The following is a 19,611-nucleotide window of genomic DNA, read 5'->3' as shown; positions in this document are numbered from 1 at the left end:
GCCGCTTCTGCAAGATTTCTTCGAGAACGGAGCCATGTTGATCCACCGCACGCCAAAGCCAGAATTTTTCTCCAGCGCATTTGACGACCACTTCGTCCAAATACCAAACATCGCCGGGGCGCGCCTGGCGCCGCCGCAAGTTGCGTGTGATCTGGGGGCCGAACTTGGCGATCCAACGACGAACTGTCTCGTATGATACGTCGATTCCACGCTCAAGCAGCATTTCTTCAACTTCACGCAGACTAAGGTTGAACCGCAGATAAAGCCACACCGCATGAGCAACGATCTGTGGCGGAAAACGGTGACGCTTGAAGATGATATCTGATGTCTGCATCGCCAAAATTTACGCCCAAACCGTCAGGCAGGCAACTGCAGCCCAGTTAACGTGACAACACCCTTTCAGGTGTTTCAGTGCCTCTTCATCCATCTCAACGCCGGACCGTTTCGCCTTGCGCAGACGCGAGAGAACACTGGCTGCTTTTTCGACTGGACCGCGGTTTGGATAGCTGACAAGTGTGAGATAAAGATCATTGCGAAACAGGTCCTCGCTGACCATCCGTTCGCGGTATCTGGTATTGAGACTATCGGAAAATGAATTGGCAAAATGCCCTTCGGGATAGTCGTTGTCCCGGCGACGAATGACATGCGTCCAAAGCGCCAGTCGCTCATCGGCAATATTGCGATAGAGCGTGTTCAGACTACGATGCAGACCATTGAGATCGAGAACATCAGCGGTCTCGAAAGAAACGCCCTCCAGCACGAGCACGCTCATCAATGCCCGGGAATCAAGCGCAATGGTCGTATCGTCAACATGCCGGACATAGGGAATGAAGGTCTCAGGTCCAAGTTCGCGAGACCGCAGCGTTGCAAGACTAGGCAAGGCTCAGATCCCTTTCGTCGTAACGCCGCACAAGTTTCAACGGCGAAAGCGTCGCGCCTCCCCAATAGGCTGCGTTGCGGGACCGACCACGGGTTTCGACCCACGCAAGCAGAATGCGAAACATATTATGGTCATGCTTGACGAGGGTCCGGAACACGAAATGAAAGGCGATGCCAACCAGGGCGTAAGCGATCGATCCGGCAGCGATATAGAGGATGGTTGTCAGCATGACATTGATGCCCATCGCTTCCATGGTCACGCCAGCAATCATTGCCGGGCGCGTGCAAGCCAGAAACAGCGTGTCTTCTTCGAGGACGGGTGTGCTTGTCATGAGCGTCAGCTGCCAACAATAGTGCCGACGAGCTCCGAAGCGCCCGCAATCACCCCGATGCCGATGATCCAATAGCCCGCGCGCCTCAAATCCATGTATCCAAACATCCACGCAATCGCGATAATGATGACCGCGATTGTCGCGAGCAGCCTGAAGATGTTACCGGTCAGGAGATCGACGATATTTTGCAGTATGGTCTCGATGCCAGCTGACTGTGCAAAAGCCGGCTCTGCTAACGCCGTAACGATGGCGATGCCCATGAGCATGGAAGCGACAAGGGGACGTGTTTTGGACTTCGAAATCATTCACTTTGCTCCGATCGATCATTCTGGAAAACGAGAACAGACGAGAGCCGCCTCGAACGAAACACGTCCCACGTTACTGGCTCTTCGTTTTGGGTGACTTTTGTGCCGATTTTGGCGGCCGCTTGTTCCTTGGCCTGATCCTTCCGGGCATCCTCCCGGTTCGGCTCGACGAGGACGAGCGACTTTAGTCTTGGTGAAAGGCGCTTTGCTTCGTCGCGCACCTGTTCGTCATATCGAACCATTTCGCCAAGGGATGGATCGTCTCGCCCATAATAGGACTGAAGCATAACCATCTCGGCACCTTCCGGATCACGGCCGAAACGTTGGGCGAGACGATAATAGCCATCAAGAAGCGTGGCTGTAGCCTTGAGATTCAGGCAAGGATCGAAGGCATCGGAAACGGAAAGGTTCAGTCTTTGAAGCTGTTCTACGCCGATCCCACCCAATCCAATCTGGATATCCTGACGGCCCGCGACGAGCGATGTCGCTATCTCGATCGCCTCGGCTTTACTCGCCGGCTGCGCGGCAACCGGCTTGCCGCTATTGATGCGAATATTGAAGGACTGAAACTTGCTCTCGAGACTAACGACAGCGGCCAAAGTTTCGATCTGAACCATTGGAGCGCAGTTTTGTGCGATGTCGACGAATGCAGCACCCATCGCTCAATACCAGACGCGCTGTTTGCCGACGCCATCGATAGACACGTCGATATAATGTGGCTGTTTCCGAATGTTCGGACGCGTGAGGGGATAGCCCGTGCACTGAAGTCGACCGTCCAGGCGCTGCAGTCGGGCCGACAGGACCGAGTTGGATTGACTTCCGCGATTGTCACGATCCAAAGCGCACAGGGAACGCCTCACGTTCTGCAGAGTGATGGAAACGCAGGTCACCTCTTGGCCCAAAGGGCCGTAGCTGCGCGAAAGCCGATAGCCTGCATCGCAATAATATGGTTCGTAACCTGGACGCGAACTTTGAAATCCCGCACCGCTACAGGCTGGAAAACGATGACCTTTCGCAAGTTCGCGCCAGAGTTTCTGGATCGGAGGATTGCATTCAGCAAATTCAGTTGGCCCTCCCGGATTGGAAAGGCAGAGGATGACCTTGCATCCCCATTCATCAGCGCGCGCATTGCCGGAATAAATCAGGTAAGGTAATGCAAGAGACGAGAGAGTTAGCAGGCAATTAAGTAGAAGGTTTTTCATGGACTTGCCCCTCCGAAACGATGACACCACTCTATGGAAGCGGCGTCATACGGTAATGCAATGCATTTTGACTAACGTATATACCACAGTTAAATGACATGACAAGAGCGCTTAAATCTCAATTGCACAGTCTCGCCTTTTCCGGACTGATCCTTCACGAGATCCTCGACAATCCGATGGAAGGCGAGACCCCGCAGGCGCGCGTGAAAGAGATCGGCATGATGACGATCCTTTACACGATGACGCAGACGCACCAGAAGCTAAATCTAACTAATATAATGGAAATCACTGAACTAACGCGTAGCGGCGTGAAGGAGACAGTCGATCTCCTCGTGAAACGCGGCATGTTGACCGAAACCATGGTGACGAACTCCATGGGCCGTGGAACAGCGCGACAATTCGAGATATCCAAAAGCCTTCTGGACAAGCTGCAAAGCTTTGAAAGCTGAACAAATAGAATTTAACTGATTTATTTACGTCTTAAAAATCAGGAGCGGTACAGGCACGCACCGCGTGAACGAAGATTTGATCTTAAGGGACCATCGCTAACCGCTCGGCGGACGTCCTCAGTTTGCTGCGATACTGCAGCAGCCAGCAAACATCGTGCGATCGCTGTTGCGCAACGAAATCACGGCTTGCAGGGCATAGGTTCTGTCACTCATTCCATCAGAGCATTGTTTGGGAAAGATCACGGCGGTCATGTCACCGGCCTCAACGGCACGGATACGATCTCCGGCAAAGCCGCGATCACTGACCGATCGGCGCGAATAGAGCCTTTCTGGCGCATCCAAGACTTTCAACCTGACTTCCTTGGCCGAAAAACTGATATTCCAGAATGGCTCAGTCCCGTGGCAGCGTAGCGATTGAGGTAGTTTGCCGTTATCCCATACGCTAGGCTGCGCCTGCAGAAAACGCGCTTCAACCCAACCGCTGCTTTCTGCACCATTCACCAGAGCCCATTCGCCATTGGAGGCGAGCTCGATCACTTCGACGCCTTTAGCGCCGGACGCCAGACTACCGATAACGGTTGCGTCCTGCTTCGCCTCACCGTGAATATCGAGTTTCTCATTGACCTCGATGCCGGTGACGGTGAAAAGCTCCGGCAAGACAGGTGATTGGGCAAAGGCAATTATGGGAACAAGCAGGAAAAACAGGCTGAGGATACGCATGTTGCCCTCATTCATTGACCATTATGAAAATGCCTGAACATCAGTATTGTGGCAACTCCGTGTGAGTTGACATGCGCATGGGGTCGGGAATTTAAATAATGCTGCTGATAAATAAGAGCGTTCCGAGACCACAGGCAAGTGCCATAACGACAAACGGGACAGCCGGTATCGGACCGAGCCAGTTCGGATAATCGGATACGCGTGCAGTACGTATCACTTCCTCGCCTTCGGTCAGAAGCGACTTCAACGCACCGGATCTGTGAAAATCGGGGTTGCCCTCCATGGCCCTCTCCTCTTTGTATGGATCGATTTTTACCATCGAGACAAAAAACAGTCATCCCTAACTTTCGTCCATTTCTACGTCGTTTGACGGATAACAGACCGGGAACACAGGGACCGGCGTCACCCTCGTACCGGAGGGCGGAGCGCATCAGTCCATCGGTCAGCAACTGATCGGCATGAGCCAGGATGGCCTTGCCAGTTTCGAACCGGCCTTCCTTGACGAACTTTCAGTCATTATGGACTGATCTTTCGACTACATGCAACGAGAGGGGTATGCGAAACATGATCCCCGAACCTGGTTGCGCGACGAAGCTGGCGGATCGATTTATCTGCGCCTGACGACACGACCAATCGAGCAGATCACGCGTCGGGAAGATCCAGCGTTCCGTCAGGGCGTCATCGACGGCGCTTACTGGCTGCGTGAACCCCGACCGAACACGCGCCTCGTTCTGGCCTATCAGGGTTGTGTGGCGCCCGAAGTTCTGACGGCCGCAGGCCGCCTTGCAGAGACACAAAGAGACGTTGCCGTGCTCGCTGTCACCTCGGCAGATCGCCTGAACGCTGGCTGGACAGCGGCTCAGCGGGCGCGACGCCACGGATTTGGAGAGGCCGTGAGCCATATTGAACGGCTTCTGACCCCCGTTCCTTCACATGCGCATTTCATCACCGTTACGGATGGACACCCTGCAACGCTCGGCTGGCTGGGCTCCGTTCATGGCAACGCGACCACATCGCTGGGCGTTGAACATTTCGGCCAGACGGGAACCATCGCTGATCTCTATGCGCATTTTGGTATCGATACAGATTCAATTATCGATGCCGCGGAGGCTATCTCCCGGCGTTTCGCCAAAGCAGGTTAGGGTCACAAGAACGACCCTGCATTCGCAGCAATCTCCCGCTTGTCAAAGCGGGAGATTTAACGCCCTTCTGAATTCGGCTGATCAGTGATGCTGTAGTATCTCACCGAGGAAGGTTCGTGTGCGGGGATGCGCCGGCGCTCGAAAGAATGTTTCGGGATCATTCTCTTCGAGAATCTCTCCGTCCGCCATGAAGATGACCCGGTCCGCAACCTGACGAGCGAAGCCCATTTCATGCGTCACGCAGATCATCGTCATGCCATCGCGGGCAAGCGACACCATCGTATCAAGAACTTCCTTGACCATTTCGGGATCGAGCGCCGAAGTCGGCTCATCGAAAAGCATGGCCTTGGGCTCCATGCATAGCGCCCGCGCAATAGCAACGCGCTGTTGCTGTCCACCGGAAAGCTGCGCGGGATATTTTTCGGCCTGATCACCGATACGCACCCGGTCGAGATATTTTCGTGCCGTCGCTTCCGCTTCGTCCCGCGAAATTTTGCGCACCCGCATCGGCGCCAGAATGCAGTTCTCCAACACGGTCTTATGTGGAAACAGGTTGAACTGCTGAAAGACCATACCAACTTCACGGCGCACCGCATCAATGGCTTTCTGGTCTTCCTTGACCGCGTGACCGGCAACGACGATCTCGCCGCCCTGGCTCGCTTCCAATCGGTTGATGCAACGGATCAGGGTGGATTTGCCGGACCCCGATGGACCACACAGAACGATCTTCTCTCCCTTTGCGACCGTCAGGGAGACCTTTTTCAGCGCATAGAAGTTGCCATACCACTTCTCCACGTCGCGCATCATGATCATCGGTTGCGCATCTGACTTTTTCTCAGTTGTCATGAGAAGTTCCCTTTCTTATCTGGAGAGGCCGGCGGCCATGCGTCGTTCAATACGCCTGCCCCACAAGGAGAGCGGCCAGCACATGGCGAAGTACATCGCCCCTACAACACCGAACACAAGAAGCGGTCGGTAGATCTGATTGGAGATAATCGAACCGGCGCGGGTCAGTTCAATGAAGCCAACAATCGCGGCAAGCGACGTGCCCTTCAGAAGCTGAACAAGAAAGCCAACGGTGGCCGGCAACGATAGTTTAAACGCTTGCGGCATGATGACGTCGACCATCAGGCTGTAGCGATGCAGTCCAAGTGCATCCGCCGCTTCAGTCTGCCCTTTCGGAACGGCTTCAATCGCGCCACGCCAGATTTCACCCAGAAAGGCCGAAGCGTGCGCGGCGAGGGCTATGCCCACCGCCGCCCAGGCCGGGAGATCGAAACCAAGAAGGGGCAAGCCGAAATAGGCAACAAAGAGCTGCATCAGCAAAGGCGTGCCCTGAAAGAGACCTATCCAGCCGATTGCGATAGCCCGAACCCATTTGAGCTTCGATACCCGCATCAGAGCGATGATGATGCCGGAGACAATACCGCCAGCAAACGCCATAACGGTCAGGATGAGCGTCCAGCCGAGACCTTGCAGCAGATAGGTGAATTCTTGCAGTCCCATAAGTCGTCCTCCTCAACGCTGCGGATAGCTGAATGCACGTCGCCCGATGGCGGCAAGCGACCACATCGTCACCAGCGAGATCACGAGATAAATGCCGGTCAGCGTGAAATAGGTTTCAAAGCTGCGGAATGTTTCCGCCTCGATGCGCTGTCCCGCTGAGGTCAACTCATAGGCGGAGATGGAGGTGCAAATTGCGGTCGTGAGCGTGAGCAGGATGAACTGGCTCGACAGTGATGGATATATCGCGCGCAACGCTGGTTTCAGAACGATCATACGGAACACTTCGTGCCGGTGAAGACCGAGCGCCAGTCCCGCTTCCGTCTGGCCTTTCGGAATGCTTTCGACCCCGCCACGGATAATCTCAATGGCATAGGCACCACCATTCAACCCGAGGGCAAGAATGGCCGTCAGTGTGGGATTGAGCCGTACACCCGCAAGAGGCAATGCAAAGAAGATGAAGTAAATCTGTACCAGAAACGGCGTGTTGCGGATCACCTCAACAAAGGTCGTGACCAGAAAGGATGGGATCACCTTATGCGTCCGCAAGATTGCAACCCCCACGACACCGATGATGGTGGCGAGTGTCATGCCGACGACGGCCAGGAACAGCGTTCCCAGTGTCCCATAGACCAGCGAGGGCCAGGCATCCGCGACGACGCTGAAATCAAGTGTCATGTTCTAACCTCCTCCAGCAGGGCGTTCAGTCCCATTCGGGTTCCCATTCAAAACGGGAGAACCGTTCGCCGCGTGCAAGCGCATGGATTGCCGCCATATCTTCCGGGGACAATTCAAAATCAAAAATATCCCGGTTGGACTTCATATTCTCAGGTTTGGCGGAGCGCGGAATGGCGCCAACATTGTCCTGCTGTAGATGCCAGCGCAAGGTGACCTGGCCAGCGGACTTTCCGTATTTGCGCCCAAGCTCGACAAGGATATCCGAGTTGAAAACCTTGCCCCGCGCTATCGGCTGATAGGCATTTAAAAGCATGCCTGCCTCACGCATGCGCGTAAGGAGCTTCTCCTGCGACAGATAAGGGTGAAATTCGACCTGATTGCAGAACAACTCGGCGTTATGAACATCCAGCGCTTCGTCCAGAAGTGCGACCGTGAAATTGCTGACGCCGATCAGGCGGGTCTTACCGCTCGCTTTTGCTTCTGCGAAAGCGGAAAGCGTTTCGCCGAGAGGAACTGTCTTGCTCGGCCAGTGCACCAAAAGCAGATCGACATAGTCAAAGCCAAGCCGCTCCAGGCTTTCATCGACCCGGTGGGCAACTGTTTCCGGATCAAGATCGGTGAGCCAGATTTTGGACGTAACGAACAAGTCACCGCGTGCGACACCGCTCTCGCGAACAGCGCGTCCCACTTCAACTTCGTTGCCATAGCGAATGGCCGTATCGATCTGGCGATAGCCAAGCTCAATCGCCGTGCGGATCGCAGTCTGGCCTTCCGGCCCTTTCAGTTCGAACGTGCCCAGTCCAAGGCTGGGGATCGTCACGCCCTGAATGGTCTTGGTTTCAAGGTCTTTCACGCTACAACCTCCCCGGTCACTTTGGACAGTATGTCATTTGATGCCCGCAGCGTTCGCTTCGCCCATTCAGCAACAGACAAGCCTTTCGCCTGACGATCATTCGGGATTTCGACCGCAACCGGGATATCAGCCGGCAAAGCATCAAACATGCCTATGAGATCGAGTTCGCCTTCTCCGGGCAGGAACCGCTCGTGGCGTGCGGCAAAATTCAACTCTTCACGACTTTCCGGGATTTTGGCCGGAGCATCGCAGATCTGCGCATAATGCAGCCATCGGCGCGGCACAGTGGCAATTTCTTCGATCGTGGTGCGCGCTCGCGAAACATGGAGCGTATCGATAATCACGCCCTGATTTGGCTGGTCAGCCGCAGTCAGCACGCGGGTCGCCGCCGCAAGATCGCGGAGTTCGGACTGCGGCATGAACTCCAGATCCATCGACAAACCGAAAGGACGCGCAGCCTCACACAGTTTCACAAAGGAGTGGGTCAAACGCACCTCGTCGGCGTCATCGCCCGCAACCAGAATGGCACGCGCACCCAATTGGGCCGAACAATCCAGAAACGGCAGATATGGCTCGGGATCGAAATCCGGTCCTATGCGGATCATCTCGATGTCGAAAACTTCGACGCCCTTGTCATTCATGAGGCTGATAAGTGATTTCACACGGGCTGGCTCGTCCATCAGCGCATAAGCCAGTCCACCGGGAACAGCGGGCAGCAGGCGAAAACCGAGATAATCGTAACCTGCTTCCGCTGCGGCCAGCACGGCTTCTTCCGGCGCGACGCCAAGCCCGGTCAGGAACGAGAGTGATGTCTTTCTGCTCGTCATGCCGCCACTCCGGCTGTGTTCAGCATTTCAGCAAGGGTCACGGTACGGTCCTCACGTCCCGCAACATCGACCGCAAGCGTGGCGGCAAGCGTCAACATGCCATCGCGTGCCGTGATCAACGGCTTGGCATTGCCATGGATCACATCAACGAAATGGTCGAGCTGGTTCACATAGGTCAGCGAGCCATCACCGGGCCGGTATTCGCGGATCAGCGGATGCTGCCAATGATCACTTTCCTCCGCGTGTCGCCATAGATACATATCGGAAACGGACAATGCTGCCTTGCGTCCGGCAAGGAAGAGGCATGGTCCGGGTTGTGCCGGATGATAGAGCGCCTGACCGGACGTATATTCCCAGGCCCAGGGGCTGACGGCACCATCGGAAATCAGGAACGTGCCCAGCACCCCATTGACGAAGCGGATCGAGATACTTGCAGTATCTTCCACTTCGAAGCCGCGGCGCGCAGATGACGTAAAGGCGCGTATACTTTCGATCTCGCCTACTAGATAGCGCAGCACATCAATGTCGTGGATCAGATTGATCAGCAGCACCCCACCACCCAATTTGCGTCGCCATTCCGTATTGAAATAGTCATCGGGCTTGTCAAACAAGGTCATGCCATTGACGGCAACCAGAGGGCCGAGTTCGCCCGCGTCAATGGCACGCTTTGCCGACCGGATATCCGGGCTGTGACGTCGCTGATGCCCGACGAGCACAGCAACACCCGAACGTTCGGATGCTTCTACAATCCGGTTGGCTGACGCCAGACTTTCCGCAATCGGCTTTTCGATCAGGCAAGGTACACCGCGCTCGATGCAAGCCAGAGCTGCCGGTGCATGCAACTGGTTTGGCAGGGCGATGATGGCACCGTCCAGCTTTGCCTCATCGAGCATCGTGCCATAGTCGGAGAAATGCGGGACGGAAAGCCGTGCCGCCATTTCAGCAGCGGCTGGCGTCGGGTCGCAAATGGCGGCAATTTTCGTGCGCCGGTTGGAAGTCAGAAGTTCCGCATGTTCGCGGCCAATCAGGCCCGCCCCCATAAGACCAATGCGTGTCATGCCGTCATCTCCGTCATTGCCCTGAGAGCAAGGCGATACCCTTGAGCTCCAAAACCTGCCATCACGGCTGTTGCCGTTCTCGATACGAGCGACTTGTGATAGATTTCCTCACGCTGATGTACGTTGGAAATGTGCAGCTCGATCTTGGGACCATTGAAGGTCTTGAGTGCATCAAGAATAGCAATTGAGGTGAAGGTAAAGGCGGCCGGATTGATGATGATGCCAACCGCTTCGTGACGTGCGGCATGGATCGCTTCGATGATTTCACCTTCGAAGTTCGACTGGCGAAAATCAATCGCCACACCGAACTCTGCGGCATCCGCCTCCACCCAAGAACGAATTTCATCGAGCGTCGTTCGACCGTAAATTTCCGGCTCACGCTGACCGAGCAGATTAAGGTTGGGGCCGTTCAGTATGAAGATTTTACGCATGTTCAAACTTTCCGTGGAAGCGAGGGCGCGACTTCACAATCGTGGCCGCACACCCCGCCTCATCATGCTGTATTGGAATTGTCGCTGATCTTATTCGACTGTGTAGGGCACGCCTTCGAGCTTCTCCGGGAAATTTGGAAGCTTGTCTTCGCCGAGCCACTTCTTGTTGATCGCCTCAAGACGGCCATCTGCCTTGATCTTGTCGATGAACTGGTTCAGCCAGGCATTGATTTCCTTGTCGCCAAGCTTGGTCGTAACGCCCATCCACTGTTCATTGAAGACCAGTTTCTGCTCGTAATCGTTGCCCGGTGCAGCCTTGTCGAGATTGATCTTGTAGGTGGTGTTGCCACCAATGGCATCGACCTGCCCGGATACCAGCGCCTGCATTGTCGAACTGTCATCATCGAAACGGCGGATATTGGCGACATCGCCCAGAAGACTGGTGATTGACTTGTCCTGCGCAGCGCCGCGCGGCACGCCTATACGAAGGCTTTTCGCGTCTTCAATCTTGGTAATGTTGTTCTTGGCGCTCGACAGAAGAATGATCTTCAACCCGGCATAGGGCTTGGTGAACTGGACAGCTTTCGCGCGATCAGGATACATGCCCATGACCGCCATCTGCAGATCGACCTTGCCGGTCAAAAGGTTGGGAATACGTGCAGCAACGGCGTTTGGCACGAACTCGACCTTGACGCCCATTTCCTCGCCGATCAGCTTCGCAACATCGACGTCATAGCCGACATTGTTGCCTGTGGAGTCGATTGAACCCCATGGTGCCTGTTCGCCCATAACGCCGATGCGAACGACGCCTGCGCTTTTGATTTTCTCCAAGGCCTGTGCATAGGCCGCAGAGGCGCCGAATACCAAAGCCACGCCTGCAAAAAGCGTCAGTGCAGCATTATGAATTGAGAATTTGCCCGGCATTGATGGTCCTCCTCAGGTTTGTGCCGTTTTGTCCAGACAGCGACTCCTCTTCGCTACCGGACCTGTGTTCATTTTTTATTAACCAACCGGTTGGTTGATGTCAATCCACGTGATATCCCTGTCCGCAGATCGATGACTTATGCTCAAGCTGCTGCCCAATTCCTTCCAATGTGGTAAGAGGAGAGCCAGTCCGAGGAATCCAGATGACGAACACCGATACGATGCCAACACAGAACACGCTCGATCCTGGGCAACGATCGCCGGAAAAACGCAGGCGCCTTCTGCTTGAATCCGCTATTGCGGAATTTTCGACCCATGGAATTGGCGGCGCTCGGGTGGATCGCATTGCGCAGCGGGCGAATTCCAATAAGGCGATGGTCTACCACTATTTCGGCAGCAAGGAGGAACTCTACCTTGCGGCCATGGAACACTTATATGTCGGCATCCGTTCCGCTGAAGAGCAGTTGTTGCTTGATCCCGCCGACCCCATTGGCGCAATGAAAGCGCTGATCTCCTTTACCTTCCGTTATTACATCGACAATCCAGCTTTCGTGCGGATGATCAATACCGAGAACCTGCATGGCGCGGTCCATTTGCAGGCGGCGACCGGCATGGAGGGGCTCAACAGCGCCATCGTCAACAGAGTATCGACGATTATCGAGAGCGGTGTCGCCCAGGGACTTTTCCGTCATGTCGATCCGCTCGATCTCTATATCTCCATCTCTGCGCTTGGTTTTACCTATGTCTCCAACCGGCACACGCTGAAGGTCCTGTTCGGTCGTGAACTCCTTGCGGAAGACGCTATCGATGCCCGCTTGCAGACAATGACCGACATGATCCTGCGATTTATCGCTGTAGATGGCCATCAGGCTGCTCTCGCCACTGCACGATAATGGGCAACGGTTTGGGCAATCCCGTCACGCAGCGACGTGACGGGGATGGCTCCCAGCAGACGTTTGTTGTCGGTTGCCGCGATATTGGGCGCCATCGGTACGGCTTCACCGGTAAAGTCGATTTTGGCACCGGGTATTTCTGACCGGATAGCCTGGATGACGTCGGGCACGTTCTCGCATGCGCCACCCAGCGAAAAGGCATGCGCACCTTCGTAAAATCGTGTTGCCGCGGCCGCAAATGCCGCCGCCACATCGGCAACGAAGATCATATCCTGCGGCCCTGAATAGCCAATTGTATAAGAATTGCCGCGAACCGCTTCGCGGCAGGCAAGTGTCGGCCCAGCGGTTAGCCCGCTTTCCCGGCCCGGCCCGTAAACAACGGTGGGGCGCAGACCGATACTGGCGATACCAGCATCATACCAATAGGCTCTGGCGCTCCCCTCGCATGCGAGTTTGAAAGCACCATATTGCGTGACCGGATAAGGCGTCAGCCCATCGTCAGGGCCAAAGACAGCAGCACTGCTGGCATAGGCCACCCGCCCAATTGCATTTGCCTTGGCGGCTTCGAAAACATTCAGCGTACCAATCAGATTGACCGTTGCACCCAGCACCGGATCGTTCTTGCAGGCGGGCGTTAAAAGTGCTGCAAGATGGACGATGGAGGTACAATTGCTGGCAGCCGCCTTTACAGCCTCTGCATCTGCGATATCGCCTTGATGCCACTCAACCTGCTCAGCCTCGTCGCCGACAATTTCCCGCAGAATACGTCGATCACTGGTACGGTCGAATATCCGCACTTCGTGAGCTTGCGCCTTCAACGCCTTCAAAATCCATCCGCCCAGAAAACCGGCCCCACCGGTAACGAGGACCCGCGTCATGCTGCCCCCTGCATATCTTCGGAGGTCAGTGAAAAGGCGGCATCGTAAATATTGCTGATGGGAGAAGAAAGAACGCCGGTTTCAATTGCCAGTTGCTCAATCTGTGGCAGCGCCGAATGAAGTCCCGGATTTGAAGACCCTTCAATGAGGACCACCACATCGAACCCGCTTTCGCTCATTTCAGCACGCAACTCGGTTTCCCTGGTGCGAACGCTCGAAACTTCGTTGCGCGAAATACCGATATGCACGCAAGCGACACCACGAACGGCGAGCATCTTGTCCGCAAGCCCCTGCGCCTTCGCCCTCAGCCCTTCCTCTCCTTCGCTCCCCGAAAGATCGAAGCGCATCGTTGCCACAGAGCCTCCGTCGCCAGTACCGGCGGTCGCTATCCTTTCGCACGCGACGCGTAAAAAGTTGCGAAAGCTGGGAGCGACGGCAGCAGTCCACCGCGTTGGATTGTTCAGACGTTCGAGATAGGCCGGTGACCGAAATGTTTCGACTGTTTCGCCAGCATAGATTGTACCGAAGACATATCGGGCGGCAGCGGGCGCGTGGAGCCGTTTGCCTGTCCTGAAGCCGGGTATCGAGAGGCGTTCAGGCATATGTTCCCGTGTGTGCCACTCGATATATTCGTCATGGGCACCATCTTCGATGTCGTGCCAGATCGCCAGAAAGGCAGAGCCCTTCAGTCCCATATTCTTCTCCTCCATTCTGCTTGCCCCGCGTCCTCCCGCTTGACAAGTCGGTCGTTTCCGACCCATTTAGGCTACTAGAATGTTAGTATTCTAAAGAATGTCAAGCACAAGATTCGCTGTCCGTTTGGGAGCACCAAACATCTCATTCACAGGGCCGCGCGAAAGCGGGCCGGATTATTAGGGAGGAAAGCCATTATGGCAGAACAGGAAACATCACGCGTCGCGATTGTAACCGGCGGTGCGGGAGGGCTCGGATTTCCTATTGCGGCACGCCTTGCGGCCAAAGGGCACAAGGTCGCGCTTTGGGATATCAACCGCGAGCGCGTGGAGGAAGCCGCTGCAAAATTGCCGGGCGCCAAAGGTTATGTGGTGAATGTGATGGATGCCGCCGAGGTTGAAGCTGCAACCGCGCGGGTTGTGGCTGAGATGGGGCCACTCGGCATCCTCGTTACCAGCGCCGGTCACAATGGCCCTCTGGAGCAATTCGAAAAATATCCCCATGACGGCTGGCGGTTCGTCATGTCGCTCAATCTGGATGCCGTTTTCTATTGCTGCCAGTCGGCGGTGCGCGAAATGCGCAAAACCGGATATGGCCGCGTCGTCAATATCGCCTCCATCGCCGGCAAGGAGGGCAATCCGAACGCGGTCGCTTATTCCGCCTCCAAAGCGGGCGTTATTGGCCTGACGAAATCCGTCGGAAAGGAGCTTGCAACCACGCAGATTCGCGTCAACTGCGTCACTCCCGCAGCTATCGAAACCGAGATGATGAACCAGCTTACGCCGGAATTCAAAGCCTTTGTAACCGCGAAAATACCGGTCGGCAGGCTCGGAGAAGCCGATGAAGTTGCAGCACTCGTGAGCTGGCTCGCCTCAGAGGAATGTTCTTTCTCAACCGGCGCGGTCTTCGATGTGTCCGGCGGTCGCGCAACCTATTGAGGCCGCAGCATGTATAAAAAACATCCTCTCTCCCTCGCCTGTCTGACCGTCTTCGGTTGCCCACCCGTTGATAACGTCAAGATCGCAGCGTCCTGCGGTTATGATATGGTCAGTCTGCGGCTAATCGCCCCGCACGGACTGGAACTCGCCCATCCCATTGTCGGCCAAAAGCCGCTGCTCCGGGAGATCAAGGCCGCCGCCGCAGATACCGGTGTCTCGTTCTATGACGGGGAAGTATTTACGCTTTTACCACAGACCGATATTGCGGCATGGCTACCAATCATCGAAACGGCTGGCGAATTGCGCATGCCGGTGATGCAGATCACCTGCGAAGACCCCGACCTGTCGCGGTCTTCGGACAATCTGGAGCAGATCGCCGATGCTGCAGCACAATACGACATCAAAATGGCGGTAGAGTTCATGCGCTGGCGTTCGACGGCGACGATCCAGGATGCAACGCGCCTTGCCACCGCATCAGGCCGGAAAAATGTCGGGCTCCTGATCGATGCGCTGCATCTGTCCCGGTCGGGCGGTAATCCCGGTGATGTTGCGTCCCTGCCGGAAGGACTGGCGCTCTATCTGCAACTTTGCGATGCACCGGCTGAACAGCCGGTGGACAATGCCGGTTGCATTGCTGAGGCCCGAACTGGACGGATGTTCCCCGGCGACGGTGGTCTTTGGTTGCGCGAACTGATGTCCGTACTGCCCGACGATGTCGTCATCAGCGTCGAAACTCCGCATAAAGGCGATACCGAACTTAGTTTCCTTGAACGTGCCGAAAAGGGAATGGCGGCAACAAAATGCTTCCTCGACAGTATGTAACTGTCAGAGTGTCATGGCACCGGGGGTGTTGCTTCGCCCCCGGTGGACGCGTACAGGAATCATTTATACTGCATTGAGAAGTTATTTTAGCTGCAACAAGAAAAGGGTCCGCAGAAATGCATTCAAAACCGCGATCCTCGCTGGGTGCACGGGTGACCGACAGGTTGCGGCGGGCAATTATAGACGGTGAACTTGAACTGGGGGATGCGCTGTCGGAAGACAAGCTCGCAACCGCGCTCGGTGTCAGCCGCAGTCCCGTCAAGGAAGCCTTCGCCATTCTTGAGCAGCAGGGTCTGATTGATGTGCAACCCCAGCGGGGCACTTTTGTTTTCCTGCCGACCCATGAAGATACCGTCAATCTGTGCGAGTTCCGAAAGACTATCGAAGTTGAAGCGGTACGTCTCGCCATGGTGCGCAGGCGTGATGAAACGTTGAACGCGATGCGCATCGCAGCGAAAGACATGGTTGAGGCATGTGAGGCTGGCGATGTTTTGCGCAGTGCCCGGGCCGACGATCATTTTCACGACGCGGCGCTGGAAAATTGTGGCAATCCCTACCTCGTTAACGCCTATCATCTGGTCGCCAGCAAAGTTGCGGCGTTGCGGTCGCATCGCTCGTCTTTGCCAACCCGCAAATTTTCCAGCGCGGAGCATCTGGTCATTGTCGATCTTCTGGAAAACAACCAGATTGCCGAAGCGCTGCAGCAACTTTCTGCACATATCATGATGATGGCTGAGCGTTACGGCATAGATAATGAGCCGGTACGCGCGCTGGGTACGCGAGCCGCTCGCGGCGCCAGGCTCGATCATATCGGACCGCTTCCAGATTAGCGCATAATCCGGGCGGAGCGAACCAAGCGTCCACGGGTTCAACCCCATCGAACCCCGCGCCCCAAGTGAACCGTAGTCAACCCTCGTGCATAACAGCAACGCGGCTTCGAGAACGCGCGGGCGATAAAGCACGCAATGCCACATTTGGGAGAAGGAACACAATGAAAGCGCTGGTTTATCTGGGTAAAGAAAACATGGTTTATCGCGAAGTCGATGAACCGCAAGCTGGCCCCCGCACAGCGCTTCTCAAGATCAAGGCGTGTGGCATCTGCGGCTCGGACATGCATGGTTATCACGGACACGACCCGCGTCGGGTTCCACCGATGATTATGGGACATGAAATAGCTGGTGTTGTGGAAACAGGATTTTTGGCCGGGCAGCGTGTGGCGGTCAATCCACTTTTGACCTGCGGAGAATGCACCGAGTGCCTGTCCGGGGCGCAACAGCTGTGTGAGAACCAGCGTAACATAGGGCTCCCGCCGCATGCAGGCGGCTTTGCCGAACGGATCGTGGTCCCAGAACGCAATCTGGTGAAAATTCCAGACGACATGGATTTTCGTGTGGCCGCGCTCGCCGAACCGGTAGCGGTCGCCTATCATGGAGTTCTTCTCGGGACAAACAATTTGCGTCGTCCGCTTTCGGCAGCGCGCGTTGCGGTGCTTGGCGGGGGAGCCATCGGACTGGCGACCGCGCTTGTCACAATTGCCCAAGGGGCGGGTGCTGTAATGCTTGCAGAACCAAATCCTATTCGCCGCCGGACCGCGTCTGCCGCCAGTTCCGCGATTATCGCCTACGATCCCAACGATGCGTCATCGGCGCCTCCGGCGAACTCGGTCGATCTGATCTTTGACGCGGTCGGCGCGAAGCAAACGAGAGAGGCAGCATTCTTGATGGCACGCCGCGGGGCTACGATTGTGCATCTCGGCCTTCTGCCGGGATCGGAAGGCGTGGATGTCAGACGGATCACGCTTGCGGAAATCGCTTTCATCGGCTCCTATTGTTATTCAATGGCGGATTTTCGGGAAACAGTCGCGCTGCTGGCATCCGGGCGACTGGGTCCGCTCAATTGGGTCGAAAGCCGGCATTTATCCGAAGGGAGCCAAGCCTTCCGCGATCTTGATAGGGGGCACACCGCCGCCGCCAAGATCGTCTTAACCATCTAAGCGATTGCCCGAAGGTTTGCGCCCCTTCCCCGTCAGCTTCTATCCGTGGGAACCAAAAGTGCCACACTGCCCGATTGTTCGCCACGGCTTGGGTCAATTCTTCTGACGGCGCACTGTAATCGCCTTGACTGTCTTGGCTCATATGCCACAAAGAGCATAGGTAACTGAAATGGGATACTATGAGCGCTCTTGAAAAATCGCTGACCATCATCGAGCTGCTCGCGGCTCGTCCTGCCGGTCTGTCCGTCTCAGCGATTGCCCAGCATGTCAATCAGCCTCCAAGTGGCGTGCACCGCACGCTTAACGAATTGATTCGACTTGGTTATGTTCGTCAAGTTCAGGATCAAGGAGACTATGCGCTCACCATGAAGCTCGCAGCGCTCGGTGTAGGTTTTCTCGGCCGCACGGGCGTTGGAGATGTGGCTCAGCCCATATTGGACCGGTTGGCCCAAACCAGCGGCGAGTTGATTCGTCTCTCGGTGATTGATGGCGACGATCTGATCTGGGTCGCGGTTGCACAAGGCGCGACCGGCGGTTTGCGTTATGATCCCGGACAAGAACAGGGCGTCAATGTTCATCTGGCCACAAGCGCAGGTGGTCAGGCGTGGCTTGCCTCGATGACCGATGAAGAGGCTCTGCACCGGGTTGCGCAACAGGGCCTCGTCAACAGCAACAAGCCCTCCGGTCCTGGTGCTCCCACCACGATCACTGAACTTCTGAAAGTGTTGGCGCAGACACGCAAGCGTGGCTATTCCATTTCGGTCAATAGCTACATTATTGGCATGGCTGCGATGGCTGTGCCGGTTCGCAGCGGCGGCGAGGTTATTAGCTGCCTTTCCATCGCCGGACCAACTGTCCGCATGACACCGGAGCGGATGGCGGAGCTTGCACCGCACCTCACCCGGGCAGCAGAAGAGATCGGTCTTGCGGCGAGTGGATCGCGCTACTTTCCCGGCTTGCACAAGCGAAGCTGAGGCCCGTCCGGCATAGAGCATTTCCAGCAAAAGTGCGGAACGCCTACGCGGGGAAATCAGTCCACTGGACTGATTTCTGATCCCGCTTCGATACGTAGGATAATGCTTAAAAACAAATAAATAGAGCGGTTCCACGATTCCTTCTTAACCGGAACCGCTCTAAAGCAAAAGCCCCGAAGGGAATGATCCTTTCGGGGCTTCTTTTGTTTCGGAGGATTAACGCAGAGCTGAAAAAAGCTTAGCCAGCCTTGCGTAAGTTTTGTTGTTCAGACAGCGCCCAGCCCAGAGGTTGCAGCTTTTGCAAAGCGTCCTGAATTGCGGCGTCCGGTTCGGAACTGAGAATTTCCACGACCGACAGTCCCCGATAATCCGACGCGGCCAGTGCTTTGGCCGCCGCCACGAAATCAACGCTGCCCGTTCCGATGGGGTCGTGCTTCCAGGCGCTTTTCCCGGTGTCGGACATGTGCAGTATATCGAGGTAAGGGACCACTAGCGGGATCGCTTCACTCAGGTCCTCACTGATGAAATGCGCGTTGGCCAGATCGTAGCAGATGGTCAAAGCGGGGCTCGCAAATTCTTCCACCCATTTGACCATGCTCTTTGCATCCGGCAAAACCCCCATCGGAATGTTTTCCAGAAACACCTTTACCCCAGCCCGCTCCGCATAAGCGACCGTCTTTTCGAGAGAACCCCGGAACCAGCCCTCCAACTGCGCCTTTGGTGGCGCATTTAGGGAATTATATCGCCCTGATACGGAGACAAAGCCTTGGGCCCCAAGTTCGTAGGTCGCGTCCAATAGTTTCTTGTTGAAGCCGACCGTCATTTCGCGGATTTCTTCGCGGGGCGAAGCAAGATTATGGTCCAGGCTCTGTGCCGTCAGCGAATGAATGGTCAAGCCTTCCGCTTCCAGAAACCGACGGATGCGCGCATAATCACGCGCCGTCATATTCTGGATGTCGAGATGCGCCGGGCTGACCATCACATCGAAATGCGTGAAGCCAAGCTTCGCCAGACGCTTCAAAGACTCTTCCAGCGGCACTGTCCAGGCATCACTGATCGTACTCACTCCAAGAGGAAACGAGGCCATTTCTTCTTCTCCCGTTTTGATCGTCGCGAC

The 19,611-nt window shown here is 55.8% G+C and carries 25 protein-coding genes and 2 pseudogenes; 8 read left to right on the top strand and 19 right to left on the bottom strand.

The features are described from left to right. From ABWW11_RS22655 to ABWW11_RS22630, 6 genes and pseudogenes are all read right to left on the bottom strand, one after another. A partial coding sequence (locus ABWW11_RS22655; protein ID WP_353411630.1) for an IS6 family transposase occupies positions 1–334 on the bottom strand: 334 nt, incomplete at its 3' end. A 63-nt stretch (positions 335–397) separates the two neighbouring features. Further along, positions 398–880: pseudogene (locus ABWW11_RS22650) on the bottom strand (transporter); the annotation flags it as partial. Then, complete coding sequence (locus ABWW11_RS22645; protein WP_121539023.1) at positions 873–1,211, bottom strand: VirB3 family type IV secretion system protein; 339 nt, start codon at positions 1,209–1,211, stop codon at positions 873–875. The pseudogene ABWW11_RS22650 and the gene ABWW11_RS22645, both read right to left, overlap by 8 nt. Before the next feature lie 5 nt (positions 1,212–1,216). Continuing rightward, positions 1,217–1,516: a TrbC/VirB2 family protein gene (locus tag ABWW11_RS22640; RefSeq protein ID WP_121539024.1), complete on the bottom strand. Its 300-nt coding sequence runs from the start codon at positions 1,514–1,516 to the stop codon at positions 1,217–1,219. Next, complete coding sequence (locus tag ABWW11_RS22635; RefSeq protein ID WP_121539025.1) at positions 1,513–2,175, bottom strand: lysozyme family protein; 663 nt, start codon at positions 2,173–2,175, stop codon at positions 1,513–1,515. Before ABWW11_RS22635 ends, ABWW11_RS22640 begins: the two co-directional genes overlap by 4 nt. A gap of 3 nt (positions 2,176–2,178) precedes the next feature. Then, positions 2,179–2,718 (bottom strand): hypothetical protein, encoded by a 540-nt coding sequence (locus ABWW11_RS22630; protein ID WP_121539026.1) that lies wholly within the window; start codon positions 2,716–2,718, stop codon positions 2,179–2,181. Between the two features lie 98 nt (positions 2,719–2,816). Here ABWW11_RS22630 and ABWW11_RS22625 point away from each other — a divergent pair, with 98 nt between their 5' ends. Next, positions 2,817–3,167: a MarR family transcriptional regulator gene (locus ABWW11_RS22625; protein ID WP_078341111.1), complete on the top strand. Its 351-nt coding sequence runs from the start codon at positions 2,817–2,819 to the stop codon at positions 3,165–3,167. A 117-nt stretch (positions 3,168–3,284) separates the two neighbouring features. On the opposite strand, the gene ABWW11_RS22620 is transcribed toward ABWW11_RS22625, so the two are convergent. Both ABWW11_RS22620 and ABWW11_RS22615 read right to left on the bottom strand, forming a co-directional pair. Continuing rightward, positions 3,285–3,902 carry a COG3650 family protein gene (locus ABWW11_RS22620; protein ID WP_319081288.1) on the bottom strand — a complete coding sequence of 206 codons (618 nt, stop codon included), beginning with the start codon at positions 3,900–3,902 and terminating at the stop codon, positions 3,285–3,287. Between the two features lie 76 nt (positions 3,903–3,978). Next, positions 3,979–4,170 carry a hypothetical protein gene (locus ABWW11_RS22615; protein ID WP_121539029.1) on the bottom strand — a complete coding sequence of 64 codons (192 nt, stop codon included), beginning with the start codon at positions 4,168–4,170 and terminating at the stop codon, positions 3,979–3,981. Positions 4,171–4,276: 106 nt separating this feature from the next. On the opposite strand from ABWW11_RS22615, the pseudogene ABWW11_RS22610 reads away from it, so the two are divergent. Next, a pseudogene (locus tag ABWW11_RS22610) lies at positions 4,277–5,029 on the top strand (transketolase-like TK C-terminal-containing protein); the annotation flags it as partial. 81 nt (positions 5,030–5,110) lie between these two features. On the opposite strand, the gene ABWW11_RS22605 reads toward ABWW11_RS22610, so the two are convergent. The 8 genes from ABWW11_RS22605 to ABWW11_RS22570 all read right to left on the bottom strand — a co-directional run bounded on the left by ABWW11_RS22605 (position 5,111) and on the right by ABWW11_RS22570 (position 11,303). Then, positions 5,111–5,875: an amino acid ABC transporter ATP-binding protein gene (locus ABWW11_RS22605; RefSeq protein WP_121539030.1), complete on the bottom strand. Its 765-nt coding sequence runs from the start codon at positions 5,873–5,875 to the stop codon at positions 5,111–5,113. A 15-nt stretch (positions 5,876–5,890) separates the two neighbouring features. Further along, entirely contained in the window at positions 5,891–6,535 is a 645-nt protein-coding gene (locus tag ABWW11_RS22600) for an amino acid ABC transporter permease (RefSeq protein ID WP_121539031.1), read from the bottom strand. Between the two features lie 12 nt (positions 6,536–6,547). Further along, on the bottom strand, positions 6,548–7,210 hold the full coding sequence (locus ABWW11_RS22595) for an amino acid ABC transporter permease (protein ID WP_124915810.1): 663 nt from the start codon (positions 7,208–7,210) through the stop codon (positions 6,548–6,550). A gap of 25 nt (positions 7,211–7,235) precedes the next feature. Continuing rightward, entirely contained in the window at positions 7,236–8,063 is an 828-nt protein-coding gene (locus ABWW11_RS22590) for an aldo/keto reductase (protein ID WP_319081189.1), read from the bottom strand. Continuing rightward, positions 8,060–8,890, bottom strand: coding sequence for a sugar phosphate isomerase/epimerase family protein (locus ABWW11_RS22585; protein ID WP_124915809.1), 831 nt, complete (start codon positions 8,888–8,890; stop codon positions 8,060–8,062). The genes ABWW11_RS22590 and ABWW11_RS22585 overlap by 4 nt, the downstream gene beginning before the upstream one ends. Then, a complete protein-coding gene (locus ABWW11_RS22580; protein ID WP_124915808.1) occupies positions 8,887–9,948 on the bottom strand; it encodes a Gfo/Idh/MocA family protein in 1,062 nt (353 codons plus the stop codon). Before ABWW11_RS22580 ends, ABWW11_RS22585 begins: the two co-directional genes overlap by 4 nt. Beyond that, positions 9,945–10,379, bottom strand: a complete 435-nt coding sequence (gene aroQ, locus ABWW11_RS22575) for a type II 3-dehydroquinate dehydratase (protein WP_124915807.1) — start codon at positions 10,377–10,379, stop codon at positions 9,945–9,947. Before aroQ ends, ABWW11_RS22580 begins: the two co-directional genes overlap by 4 nt. Before the next feature lie 90 nt (positions 10,380–10,469). After that, on the bottom strand, positions 10,470–11,303 hold the full coding sequence (locus ABWW11_RS22570; protein ID WP_124915806.1) for a transporter substrate-binding domain-containing protein: 834 nt from the start codon (positions 11,301–11,303) through the stop codon (positions 10,470–10,472). Positions 11,304–11,506: 203 nt separating this feature from the next. Here ABWW11_RS22570 and ABWW11_RS22565 point away from each other — a divergent pair, with 203 nt between their 5' ends. Next, positions 11,507–12,196 carry a TetR/AcrR family transcriptional regulator gene (locus ABWW11_RS22565; RefSeq protein WP_121539038.1) on the top strand — a complete coding sequence of 230 codons (690 nt, stop codon included), beginning with the start codon at positions 11,507–11,509 and terminating at the stop codon, positions 12,194–12,196. Here ABWW11_RS22565 and ABWW11_RS22560 read toward each other — a convergent pair. Together ABWW11_RS22560 and ABWW11_RS22555 are read right to left on the bottom strand one after the other, a co-directional pair. Then, complete coding sequence (locus tag ABWW11_RS22560; RefSeq protein WP_319081188.1) at positions 12,169–13,074, bottom strand: NAD-dependent epimerase/dehydratase family protein; 906 nt, start codon at positions 13,072–13,074, stop codon at positions 12,169–12,171. The genes ABWW11_RS22565 and ABWW11_RS22560 overlap by 28 nt on opposite strands. Continuing rightward, entirely contained in the window at positions 13,071–13,769 is a 699-nt protein-coding gene (locus ABWW11_RS22555; protein ID WP_109365642.1) for a hypothetical protein, read from the bottom strand. Before ABWW11_RS22555 ends, ABWW11_RS22560 begins: the two co-directional genes overlap by 4 nt. Before the next feature lie 195 nt (positions 13,770–13,964). Between ABWW11_RS22555 and ABWW11_RS22550 the strand changes: the two genes are divergently transcribed. From ABWW11_RS22550 to ABWW11_RS22530, 5 genes are all read left to right on the top strand, one after another. Beyond that, positions 13,965–14,705: an SDR family NAD(P)-dependent oxidoreductase gene (locus tag ABWW11_RS22550; RefSeq protein WP_109365641.1), complete on the top strand. Its 741-nt coding sequence runs from the start codon at positions 13,965–13,967 to the stop codon at positions 14,703–14,705. A 9-nt stretch (positions 14,706–14,714) separates the two neighbouring features. Continuing rightward, positions 14,715–15,527, top strand: coding sequence for a sugar phosphate isomerase/epimerase family protein (locus tag ABWW11_RS22545; RefSeq protein ID WP_109365640.1), 813 nt, complete (start codon positions 14,715–14,717; stop codon positions 15,525–15,527). Positions 15,528–15,643: 116 nt separating this feature from the next. Continuing rightward, positions 15,644–16,357, top strand: a complete 714-nt coding sequence (locus ABWW11_RS22540; protein WP_109365639.1) for a GntR family transcriptional regulator — start codon at positions 15,644–15,646, stop codon at positions 16,355–16,357. Between the two features lie 161 nt (positions 16,358–16,518). Then, a complete protein-coding gene (locus ABWW11_RS22535; RefSeq protein WP_109365638.1) occupies positions 16,519–17,520 on the top strand; it encodes a zinc-dependent alcohol dehydrogenase in 1,002 nt (333 codons plus the stop codon). 179 nt (positions 17,521–17,699) lie between these two features. Then, on the top strand, positions 17,700–18,494 hold the full coding sequence (locus tag ABWW11_RS22530; protein ID WP_109365637.1) for an IclR family transcriptional regulator: 795 nt from the start codon (positions 17,700–17,702) through the stop codon (positions 18,492–18,494). Between the two features lie 238 nt (positions 18,495–18,732). On the opposite strand, the gene ABWW11_RS22525 is transcribed toward ABWW11_RS22530, so the two are convergent. After that, positions 18,733–19,581 (bottom strand): sugar phosphate isomerase/epimerase family protein, encoded by an 849-nt coding sequence (locus ABWW11_RS22525; RefSeq protein WP_109365636.1) that lies wholly within the window; start codon positions 19,579–19,581, stop codon positions 18,733–18,735. Between the last annotated feature and the right edge of the window lie 30 nt (positions 19,582–19,611).

It is taken from the genome of Brucella sp. NBRC 113783 (assembly GCF_040372265.1).
Taxonomy (GTDB): Bacteria; Pseudomonadota; Alphaproteobacteria; order Rhizobiales; family Rhizobiaceae; genus Brucella; species Brucella teleogrylli.
This window is presented reverse-complemented; position numbering and strand designations above follow the sequence as displayed.

Coding starts and splice junctions, on each gene's coding strand:
- ABWW11_RS22570 (WP_124915806.1), bottom strand. CDS start 11,303: ATGCCGGGCAAATTCTCAATTCATAATGCTGCACTGACGCTTTTTGCA.
- ABWW11_RS22585 (WP_124915809.1), bottom strand. CDS start 8,890: ATGACGAGCAGAAAGACATCACTCTCGTTCCTGACCGGGCTTGGCGTC.
- ABWW11_RS22565 (WP_121539038.1), top strand. CDS start 11,507: ATGACGAACACCGATACGATGCCAACACAGAACACGCTCGATCCTGGG.
- ABWW11_RS22605 (WP_121539030.1), bottom strand. CDS start 5,875: ATGACAACTGAGAAAAAGTCAGATGCGCAACCGATGATCATGATGCGC.
- ABWW11_RS22640 (WP_121539024.1), bottom strand. CDS start 1,516: ATGATTTCGAAGTCCAAAACACGTCCCCTTGTCGCTTCCATGCTCATG.
- ABWW11_RS22560 (WP_319081188.1), bottom strand. CDS start 13,074: ATGACGCGGGTCCTCGTTACCGGTGGGGCCGGTTTTCTGGGCGGATGG.
- ABWW11_RS22525 (WP_109365636.1), bottom strand. CDS start 19,581: ATGGCCTCGTTTCCTCTTGGAGTGAGTACGATCAGTGATGCCTGGACA.
- ABWW11_RS22555 (WP_109365642.1), bottom strand. CDS start 13,769: ATGGGACTGAAGGGCTCTGCCTTTCTGGCGATCTGGCACGACATCGAA.
- ABWW11_RS22615 (WP_121539029.1), bottom strand. CDS start 4,170: ATGGAGGGCAACCCCGATTTTCACAGATCCGGTGCGTTGAAGTCGCTT.
- ABWW11_RS22545 (WP_109365640.1), top strand. CDS start 14,715: ATGTATAAAAAACATCCTCTCTCCCTCGCCTGTCTGACCGTCTTCGGT.
- ABWW11_RS22530 (WP_109365637.1), top strand. CDS start 17,700: ATGAGCGCTCTTGAAAAATCGCTGACCATCATCGAGCTGCTCGCGGCT.
- aroQ (WP_124915807.1), bottom strand. CDS start 10,379: ATGCGTAAAATCTTCATACTGAACGGCCCCAACCTTAATCTGCTCGGT.
- ABWW11_RS22600 (WP_121539031.1), bottom strand. CDS start 6,535: ATGGGACTGCAAGAATTCACCTATCTGCTGCAAGGTCTCGGCTGGACG.
- ABWW11_RS22595 (WP_124915810.1), bottom strand. CDS start 7,210: ATGACACTTGATTTCAGCGTCGTCGCGGATGCCTGGCCCTCGCTGGTC.
- ABWW11_RS22635 (WP_121539025.1), bottom strand. CDS start 2,175: ATGGGTGCTGCATTCGTCGACATCGCACAAAACTGCGCTCCAATGGTT.
- ABWW11_RS22625 (WP_078341111.1), top strand. CDS start 2,817: ATGACAAGAGCGCTTAAATCTCAATTGCACAGTCTCGCCTTTTCCGGA.
- ABWW11_RS22540 (WP_109365639.1), top strand. CDS start 15,644: ATGCATTCAAAACCGCGATCCTCGCTGGGTGCACGGGTGACCGACAGG.
- ABWW11_RS22550 (WP_109365641.1), top strand. CDS start 13,965: ATGGCAGAACAGGAAACATCACGCGTCGCGATTGTAACCGGCGGTGCG.
- ABWW11_RS22645 (WP_121539023.1), bottom strand. CDS start 1,211: ATGACAAGCACACCCGTCCTCGAAGAAGACACGCTGTTTCTGGCTTGC.
- ABWW11_RS22580 (WP_124915808.1), bottom strand. CDS start 9,948: ATGACACGCATTGGTCTTATGGGGGCGGGCCTGATTGGCCGCGAACAT.
- ABWW11_RS22535 (WP_109365638.1), top strand. CDS start 16,519: ATGAAAGCGCTGGTTTATCTGGGTAAAGAAAACATGGTTTATCGCGAA.
- ABWW11_RS22630 (WP_121539026.1), bottom strand. CDS start 2,718: ATGAAAAACCTTCTACTTAATTGCCTGCTAACTCTCTCGTCTCTTGCA.
- ABWW11_RS22620 (WP_319081288.1), bottom strand. CDS start 3,902: ATGAATGAGGGCAACATGCGTATCCTCAGCCTGTTTTTCCTGCTTGTT.